A 9,141-nucleotide genomic window follows, 5' to 3' on the forward strand; every position below is an offset into this window, starting at 1 on the left:
ATTCTTCAGGGTCATGACCACCAGACTGCCGAAGAGCGGGATGATCACCGCCAACAGCAGGTAGGGGTTTCTCGAACAGCTGATCGCCCACATCAAGCGCGTGGCCCCGCAGGTGCCGGTGATTCTGGACGCCAAGCGCGGTGACATCGGCGCCACCGCCGAGCAATACGCCAAAGAAGCCTTCGAGCGCTACCAGGCGGACGCGGTAACGCTGTCGCCCTTCATGGGTTTTGACTCGATCGAACCCTATCTTCGCTACCCGGACAAGGGCGCCATTTTGCTGTGCCGCACCTCCAACCCCGGCGGCAGCGACTGGCAAAACCAGCGCTTGGCCGATGTGCCCGGCACGCCGAAGCTGTACGAACATTTGGCCCGTTTGGCGCAGACCGATTGGAACAAGAACGGCCAACTCGGCCTGGTCGTCGGCGCCACCTTTCCCGCCGAGATCGCCCGCGTGCGCGAGCTGGCGCCGACGCTGCCGCTGCTGATCCCAGGTGTAGGCGCCCAGGGTGGTGACGCCGAGGCGACCGTGCAAGCCGGCTGGGGGCCGACGGCGCCCATCATCGTCAGCAGCTCGCGCGCGGTGCTGTATGCCCACCCGATCGCCGGCTCGGGCGAGGACTTTGCGGCCGCGGCGCGGCGGGTTGCGCTGCAAACGCGCGAGCAGCTGAACCAGGCCCGCAAAGCGCCGCAGGCCTGAACCGACTACGCCGCCGCCCAGGGACCCGCTGCCGTGCACTCGTGCACAAAAGTCGCCTCGGCAATGATTTGCGCCACGATTCAGGTGCTAACCCAATGGTCAAGCGCCAGTTTGTAGGGGAGACTCCCGCGCTGGACAAAGCGGAGCGGTTGGCATTGTGAGCAAGGATTCCCAGGACGATTTGAGCAGCCTGGTCGGCCAGGAATTAAGCCCGGCCGATCAGCAAGTGCAGATGGCGCGCAAGCTACGCTGGCATTCGGCTCGCCTTTTTCTCGGTGCGGCCGGCCTCATTTTGCTGGCCGCGGCCGTGCTGCTGTTGCTGGGCCGCCAAAGCGATGAACTGCTGGGCGGCTTTTTGCCCGGCCTTGCCGCGGCCGGCATTGCGCTGCTGAGCTTGCTGAGCCTGTGGCGTTTGCCGCGCCATTTGGGGCTCACCGCCGTCGTCGGCGCCCTCGCTTTGATCTTGGCCTTGACCGTCTTGATTGCGGCCTCACGCAACACCGGCTTGTATTCACTCAGCCTGTCGGTGCTGGGCCTGCTGACTGCTTTTGCCACCGCCATGCTGGGGCTGCGCGTCGGCGCCACGCTGGCGGCCTTCAGCCTCGCGGCGATTCTGGGTTTTGCCTGGGCCGAGCAGCGGGGTTGGCACAGCAGCGCGGTGGCGCTGTCCAGCCTGCCGCTGCGCACCGCCACCCATGGGCTGCTGCTCTTGGGCGGCCTGCTCTTGGGCTACGCGATGCTGCGCATGTTGCAGCGCTCGACCAAAGAAGCGGCCGAGCGCAATGCGCGCTTTCGCGGCCTCTTGAGCATGGCCGCCGACTGGTACTGGGAGATGAACCGCGATTTCCGCTTCACCCATCTGGCCGAAGATACGCCGGGCAAATCGGGGCTGGATCTGCAGTCCCGCCTGGGTAAGGCGCCCTGGGAGATCGAAAACCTGGGCGTCAGCGACGAGGACATGGACGCGCACCGCGCCGACCTGGAATCGCATCGCCCCTTCCACGGCATGGTGGCGCGCCGCCGCGCCTTGGACGGCGGCGTCGTCTATGTCTCGATCAGCGGTGAGCCGCGCTTTGACAGCCAGGGCAACTTCCGCGGTTACTGGGGCGTGGGCCGCGATGTGACCGATGAAGTGCAGGCCGAGCATGCCGTGCACGCCACCGAGACACGCTACCGCGAGCTGTTCCGCCGCTCGCCCAGCCCGCTGGTGCTGCACCGCTGGGGCCGTGTGCTGGACGCCAACCCGGCGGCGATGGCGATGTTCGGCTACACCCAGCGCAGCAGCATGATTGGCCAGGATTTGTTCTCGCATTACGAGCCCGGCGACGATGAGCGGGCGCGTCAACGCGCCGCCAAGATCGAGGCGATGGCGGTCGGCGGCATGTTGCCGATGGCCGAGTTCCGGCTGCGCACCTTGTCGCGCCGGCGCCGCCTGGTGTCGGCCACCAGCGTGCGGGTCGACGCTGCCAGCGGCCCGGCGACCTTGAGCTTTTTCATCGACCAGACCGAGCAGTCGCGCGCGCAAGAGGCCTTGCGCCGCTCCGAGGGCCTGCTCTCGCACCTGGTTGCCACCAGCCCCGACGTGATCACGCTGACCGAGCTGAGTTCGGGCCGCTACGCGATGGTCAACAAGACCTTCGAGCGCCTCAGCGGCTACAGCAGCGACGAAGTGCTGGGCCGCACAGCCGGCGAGTTAGGTATCTGGCAAAACCTGGCCGAGCGCGACCATGTGCTGGAGCTGATCCGCCTGCATGGCCGCTGCGATGAGTTCCCGGTCACGCTGCAGAACAAGGCGGGCGAGCCGACTTCCATGCTCTTGTCGGCCGCGCCGTTCGCGATGGACGGCCAGCAATACCTGGTCACCAACTCGCGTGACGTGAGCGAGTCCGAACGCAGCCGGCTGGTGCATCAGGCGATTCTGGAAAACGCCTCGATCGGCATCACGCTGACCCGCGACCAGCATTTTGTGCAGGTCAATCGCCTGGTCGAGGAGATGTTCGGCTGGCCCGCCGGCAGCCTGATCGGCCAGCATGCCAGCGTCGTCTGGCCCAGCAAGGAAGACTACGCGACGGTGGGCAAGGAGCTGGGCCTGAAGCTGTTGGCCGGCGAGCAGGTCGAGACCGAGCAAACCATGCGCCGGCGCGACGGCAGCAGCTTTTTATGCCGGCTGCTGGCCAAGGCGGTGGACCCCCATCACCCCAGCCGCGGCGGCACGATCTGGATTCTGGAAGACATCACCGAGCGCCGCCGTGTCGAGGCCGCGTTGGCCCAGGCCAAGGACGAAGCGCAGGCCGCCAGCCGCGCCAAGAGCGCCTTCCTGGCCAATACCAGCCATGAGATTCGCACCCCGCTGAATGGCTTGTTAGGCTTGGCGCGGATGCTGCAGCAGCCCGACCTGAGCGAAGCCACCCAGCGCGGCTACCTCGACCAAATGCTGGACAGCGCCGAGAGCCTGTCGGGCCTGATCTCCGACATCCTTGACCTCTCCAAGATCGAGGCCGGCCGGCTGACGCTGGAGGCGGCCCCGTTCGGTCTGCGCGATATGCTCGCCACCATGCAGATGGCCTATTTCACGCTGGCGCAGGCGCACCGCCTGGGCTTCCAGATCGAGGTCGATGCCGGCATCCCGGCCTGGGTGGTCGGTGACCAGGTGCGGATCCGGCAGATTCTCAGCAACTACCTGAGCAATGCGTTGAAGTTCACCGAAACGGGTTCGGTCTCGGTGCGGGTCTTGAGTTTGCCCGCCGAGCGGGTGCGCATCGAGGTCATTGACACCGGGCCTGGCATCGCGCCGGCCATGCATGAGCGCTTGTTCCAGCCCTTCACGCAAGCCGATGAATCGACCACGCGGCGCTATGGCGGCACCGGCCTGGGCCTGTCGATCTGCCGCGAACTGGCAACGCTGATGGGCGGCGAAGTCGGCGTGCACAGTGCGCTGGGCCAGGGCTCGACTTTCTGGGCCGAGCTGCCGCTGCCGGCAGCAGCAACGCCGATCAGCAACCAGCCCCGCGAGGCGCGCGATAACGAGGACCTGCAAGGCCTGCGCGTGCTGATGGTCGAGGACCACCCGGTCAATATGATGATTGCCGTGGCCCAGCTACAGCAATGGGGGCTGGAGGTGGCGCAGGCGATCGACGGCGCCCAAGCGGTCGAGGCGGTGCTGGCGGCCGCCAGCATGGGCAAGCCCTTTGATGCGGTGCTGATGGATGTGCAGATGCCGGTGATGAGTGGCCATGAGGCCACGCGCGAAGTGCGCCGGCGCTTCAACGCCGAGACTTTGCCCATCATTGCGCTGACTGCCGCCGCGCTGGTGTCCGAGCGCGACGAGGCACTGGCCGCCGGCATGAATGATTTCCTCACCAAACCGATCGACGCGCCCAAGCTGCGCGCGACGCTGGTGCGGCTGATCGGGCATCGGGACAACGACCGCACGCGAAGCTGAACCCATCATGGGCAGCGACAATCGGCCCATGAACACGCCCCTTCTTGCCCCCTTCGCCTCCCGCGCCGTTGCGATGCTGCCCGACAAGGGTGTGCCCGACTTGTTGTTCCTGCTCTTGCACGGCGCCGGCGCCGATGCCGCGCAGATGCGGCCGCTGGCGCAGGCGCTGCGGGCGCAGTACCCGCAGGCGGCGGTGCTGGCGCTCAACGCGCCTTTGACTGTCGACGGCGGCCAGCAGTGGTACTCACTCGACGGCTGCAATGACGACAACCACGCCGAGCGCGTGACGGCCGCCCTGCCCGCCTTCATCGCCACCGTGCGCAGCTGGGCGGCGCAATGGGAGTTGCCTTGGCAGCAGGTGGCACTCGGCGGCTTTTCACAGGGCGCGGTGCTGGCGCTCGAAGCGGTGCAGGCCGAGGCGCAGTTGGCCGGCCGGGTGCTGGCCTTCGCGGGCGCCTACGCGACGCCGCCGGCCCAGGCGCCGCATGAGGTCAGCCTGCACATCCTGCATGGCCAGCTCGACCCGGTCTTGCCGCATCAGGATCAGGTGACGGCCGCCCGTCGACTGGTGCAGTTAGGCGCCGACATCACCGCCGATGTGTTGCCCGACATCGGTCACGAGTTGCACCCTGAGCTGATCGAGCGCGCGATGCACCAGCTGCGCAGCTTCTTGCCGGCGCGGATGTGGAAAGAGGCGATGCAGGCGGCCAAGGAGCAGAAGCTGGACTGAGAGGCTGAGAACTTTTTACTGCGCGACCGCCATGCGTCGTTGGCCAGATGCTCGGAATCCTCACGTACATGGAGTACGTTCCGGTTCCTGCGCTCCGTCCGCCTAGCCTGACTGCCGCTCGCTACAAAAGTTCTCAGCCTCGGAGCCGCACTGCCTTGCAGTTATGGCAAACTGCCGTCCACAGCGCCTACCGGGGCGCTGCTGGATCCGCAGGCAGGGCTGAGCCCACCCGGACGGACGCAAGGTCAAGACTGCGTCCGCCCAATACCTTTTGACTCTATTGCCTTTGTGCGACCCGACAGCGCGGATCTCGGGTTTTAACCGCATGGAGGTGTCCTTTGAAGACCAGCCACAACGGGCCTGCGCCGCAGCCCACTCTGCCGCCCACACTGTCCCCCAGCCTCCCGAACCACGCCGATCTGCAGCAACTTAAGCGCCAAGCGCGCGAGCTGCTGCGTGATTGGCGCGCCGGCAGTCCACCAAGCTTGGCGCGCGCCGCGCCCCACCATCGCGGCGCACCGGCACAGCTCAGCTTGGCGCAGTTGGTGATCGCACGCGAGCTGGGTTTTCCCAGTTGGCCTGCGCTGCACCGGGCCGTCATGGCCCAACAGGAGGCGCGTCAACTCGACGACGCGGCCTTGGTCACACGCGTGCTGACGCTGGCCATCGGGCGCGGCTGGAACAGCCCGCAGCCCGAACGTGCTTTGGCCCTGTTGCAGCGCTTGGGCAGCCGCTGCCCGCCGCACTTGCGACCCGCCTTGGCCTTGCTGCGCGGCGAGTTGGACCTGCTTGACGCCCTGCCCACTGCGGCGCAGCAACTGCCGCCCTTTGATGCGCCCGCGCTGGCCTATGTGTGCTTCTCCAGCCTGCACCGCCTGGGCGAGCCCTGGGCCAGCGGGCTGTTGCGCGGCGCTCAAGCGCTGCTCGCGCAAGCCGGCACCGACCCGAATGCCGCCCGTATGCCGGACCCCGACCTGCCGCCTGCGCCAGGTGCGACCGAGCCGCCAGGGCTGCCGCTGCTCTACGGCGCCGTCGCCCGGGCGCAAAGCCCCGAGCTCGCCGCCGCACTGTTGGCCGCCGGTGCGAACCCCAATGATGGCGAGTCGCTGTATCACGCCTGCGAAGACCCCGACCGCAGCCGAGCCGCGCTGCAGATCCGCCAGCTGATGGCCCATGGTGCGCGCTGGCAGGGCACAAACGCGCTCTTGCGCCTGCTCGACTTCGACGACCCGGCCGGCCTCGCTGTGGCCCTGAGCCTGGGCGCCGACGTCAATGAAACCGGCCCCCAGGGTGCCAGCGCTCTGCATCACGCCCTACGCCGCGGCCGCTGCGTCGCCTGCCTGAGCCAACTGCTGGCCGCTGGCGCCGATCTCACGCTCCGCGACACCGACGGCCGCACGCCCGCCACGCTGGCGGCGCTGCTGGGCGAAAACGCGGCGCTTGAGTTGCTTGCGGCGCAGGGTGCCCAGCCCGAACTACCCGCCTCACGGCAACGCTTCCTGGCCGCCTGTGCCGCGGCCGATGAGCCTGCGGCACGGGCCTTGCTGCAGCAAGAACCCGACCTGCTGCAGGCACAGCTGTCGGCGCAGGAGCTGCAGCTGCTGCCCGACCAAGCGCAGCGCCGTGCGCGCGCCTCGGTCGCGCTGATGCTGTCCCTGGGCTGGCCGGTCGCGGTGCCGGGCGACTGGCAAGCCAGTGCGCTCAACCAAGCCGCCTTCAACGGCGACGTGGTGCTGGTGCGGCTGCTGCTTGCGCATGGCGCCAGCTGGCAGGAGGGCAACGGCTTTGGCGGCAACGTGATGGGCAGCCTGCAGCATGCCTGCGTCCACCTGCCTCAGCCCGACGCTGACTATCTGGGCACGCTGCGACTACTCTTGAGCGCAGGCGCGCCTTGGCCCGGTGACGAGGAGCGTGAGCAGCTGCCCGAGGAGCTGCAGGCCTGGCTTGACGAGGCGGAACCCGGGTCGCAGCTTGCCGGCCCATGCGCCGCGTGAGGTCAGCTTGCACATCCTGTACTGCCAACTCGGCCCGGTCTTGCGGCAGCCGGGTCAGATGGCGGCCGCCCCCTCGCTTGGTACAGCTAGATGCCGACATCGCCGCTGAGACATTGACCATGAGCTGCACCCCTGGCTGATAGCGCGCGCTGCAGCAGCTGTGCACGTTCTTGCCGACGCGGATGTGGAAAGAGGCGATGCAGGCCGCCGCCGAGCAGAGCAGCAAGCCAAGAGAGCCTGAATGAACGGGCCATGCGCACCGACTGAGCCTAGACTTGATTCTGAAACATGTATAAAAAATCCACAAAGTTATGCGTGTTTGCATAATATGCATAGATACAAACGATTTTCTACACATCTCTGAACCCGATGCCAGCCCTTCACGCGCCCGCCACACTTGCCCCGCTCGAACAGCTGAACATCGCGCGCTTCGACGACCCACGCATTCTGAAGAAGCTGGCAAGTAGCAGTCGGCAGCTGGCCGAGTTAAAGGGTTTGGCGGCCTCAATTCCGAATCAAGGAATTTTGATCAATACGCTTGGCTTGCAAGAGGCCAAGGACAGCTCGGAAATTGAGAACATCGTCACCACCCACGACGAGTTGTTCAAGGGCGATGTAGACCCGGGAGCCTTCGCCAATCCGGCCGCCAAAGAGGTGCTGCGTTACCGCCAAGCCTTGCGCTTCGGGTTCAACCAGGTGCTTGAGAGCGGCTTGCTGACCAACAACCACATCATCGGCATTCAGACCGAGCTTGAGCGCAACAATGCCGGCTTTCGCAAGCTGCCAGGAACAGCGCTGAAGGACGGCGATGGGCGCACGGTCTACACGCCGCCGCAGGATCCGGCCGAAATCAACGCATTGATGCGCGACCTGGAACGGTTCATCAATGATGACGAGCTATTCCCCGTGGACCCCTTGATCAAGATGGCCTTGATCCATCACCAATTCGAGAGCATCCACCCCTTTTACGACGGCAATGGCCGCATCGGCCGCATCATGAACGTGCTCTATCTTGTCAAGCAGGGGCTGCTTGAAATCCCGGTGCTCTACCTGAGCAGCCAGATTGTGCGCAGCAAGCCGGACTATTACCGGCTCTTGCAGACGGTCCGTGACGATGACACCTGGGAGGACTGGGTGCTCTATATGCTGCAGGCGGTGGAAGTGACGGCGCAGCGCACGATTCGCACCGTGTTGGCGATCAAAGACGCCTTGTTTGACTACAAGCACCGCATCCGCGCCGACCATCGCTTTTACAGCCAAGACCTGATCAACAACCTCTTCATTCATCCGTACACCAAGATCGACTTCGTGCAACGCGATCTGCAGGTTTCACGCCTGACCGCGACCAAGTACCTTGAAGCCTTGGTCGACGGCGGCTTTGTGGCCAAGCAAAAGCATGGCCGTAGCAACTACTACATCAATGTGGCCCTGAACCGCATTCTGCTGGCGCCGCCAACTGCGGGTTAATCCAGGCTAACTTCCGTCCTCACCGTCCCCGCCCGCTCCGCGCTGGCCGTCAGCGCCAACCTGGTGCCCTTGGGCGCACGCACCACCCACTCGCCCACCGCCCGGTCCGCCGTCAGCTCGCGGCTGGGCAGAAAGGCTTGTTGCGAGGACTTGGGGCCGTGGCCTTCGAGCTGTGGGCCTTCCATGCGCTCCTTGCCGCTGACCAGGCTGACGGTCGGGTCCAGCGCAGGCAGATGGATCTCGAACATCACGCCGCGCACCACCTTGCGCTCCAGCGCCCGCTTGGTCACATAGGCCGGCAGATAGCCGCTATTGGCCACCGCCATGCGAATGCGCCAGGTGTCGGGGCCGAGTGCACGCACTTCGGTGCGCAGCAACTCCAGCTTGGGCAAGCTGAGCGCAATCTGGTTCATCCAGGCCGGGAAGCGCGCCGCCTCGCGCTCGCGCAACCAGGGCGGCGGGTTGCGCCAGTAGTTCATCTTGTCCCAACCGCCAATCTCGACGGCACCGAGCTGCGGATGATGGAAGGCCGTCCAGTCCACGTAGGCCTTGCCGCCGCATTGCTCGTCGCTCCACTTGAGCAGCTTCAAGTCGTCTTCGACCGCATGCTCGCGGTACCAGTCGAGCCATTTATAGCCCTCGATGCCGGCCTCTTTGTTCGGCGACCACAGCTCCACCACCCAGAACAGCGCGCCCAGATGCTCATAGACCCAGTCCTGCGTGCCGGTGATGACTTCCTTGGGGTGGTATTTGAAGTCGTGCCAGATGCTGATGGCCGGGTAGCCGCTGTGCTTTTCGCCCAAGGCCG

4 protein-coding genes, 1 other RNA gene and 2 pseudogenes are annotated in these 9,141 nt (G+C 65.9%); 6 read left to right on the forward strand and 1 reads right to left on the reverse strand.

Going from position 1 to position 9,141, the window contains the following annotated elements:
* Window positions 1-70: 70 nt before the first annotated feature.
* The 6 genes and pseudogenes from pyrF to RMO57_RS10765 all read left to right on the forward strand — a co-directional run.
* Window positions 71-700, forward strand: a pseudogene (gene pyrF / locus RMO57_RS10740) (orotidine-5'-phosphate decarboxylase); the annotation flags it as partial.
* Window positions 701-857: 157 nt separating this feature from the next.
* Window positions 858-4,142, forward strand: a complete 3,285-nt coding sequence (locus tag RMO57_RS10745) for a PAS domain S-box protein (RefSeq protein ID WP_310386475.1) — start codon at window positions 858-860, stop codon at window positions 4,140-4,142.
* 28 nt (window positions 4,143-4,170) lie between these two features.
* Window positions 4,171-4,872 carry an esterase gene (gene ypfH, locus RMO57_RS10750; protein ID WP_310386478.1) on the forward strand — a complete coding sequence of 234 codons (702 nt, stop codon included), beginning with the start codon at window positions 4,171-4,173 and terminating at the stop codon, window positions 4,870-4,872.
* Between the two features lie 62 nt (window positions 4,873-4,934).
* Window positions 4,935-5,011: non-coding RNA, sX9 sRNA (locus tag RMO57_RS10755), on the forward strand.
* Between the two features lie 199 nt (window positions 5,012-5,210).
* Window positions 5,211-6,866: an ankyrin repeat domain-containing protein gene (locus RMO57_RS10760; RefSeq protein ID WP_310386480.1), complete on the forward strand. Its 1,656-nt coding sequence runs from the start codon at window positions 5,211-5,213 to the stop codon at window positions 6,864-6,866.
* A gap of 369 nt (window positions 6,867-7,235) precedes the next feature.
* Window positions 7,236-8,333 (forward strand): Fic family protein, encoded by a 1,098-nt coding sequence (locus RMO57_RS10765; RefSeq protein ID WP_310386482.1) that lies wholly within the window; start codon window positions 7,236-7,238, stop codon window positions 8,331-8,333.
* On the opposite strand, the pseudogene RMO57_RS10770 reads toward RMO57_RS10765, so the two are convergent.
* Window positions 8,330-9,141: pseudogene (locus tag RMO57_RS10770) on the reverse strand (carboxypeptidase); the annotation flags it as partial. The gene RMO57_RS10765 and the pseudogene RMO57_RS10770 overlap by 4 nt on opposite strands.

It is taken from the genome of Roseateles sp., assembly GCF_031397715.1.
Taxonomy (GTDB): Bacteria; Pseudomonadota; Gammaproteobacteria; order Burkholderiales; family Burkholderiaceae_C; genus Paucibacter_A.

Bases quoted from the DNA above. Each gene is read 5' to 3' on its own strand.
- ypfH (WP_310386478.1), top strand. From the start codon at position 4,171: ATGAACACGCCCCTTCTTGCCCCCTTCGCCTCCCGCGCCGTTGCGATG.
- RMO57_RS10765 (WP_310386482.1), top strand. From the start codon at position 7,236: ATGCCAGCCCTTCACGCGCCCGCCACACTTGCCCCGCTCGAACAGCTG.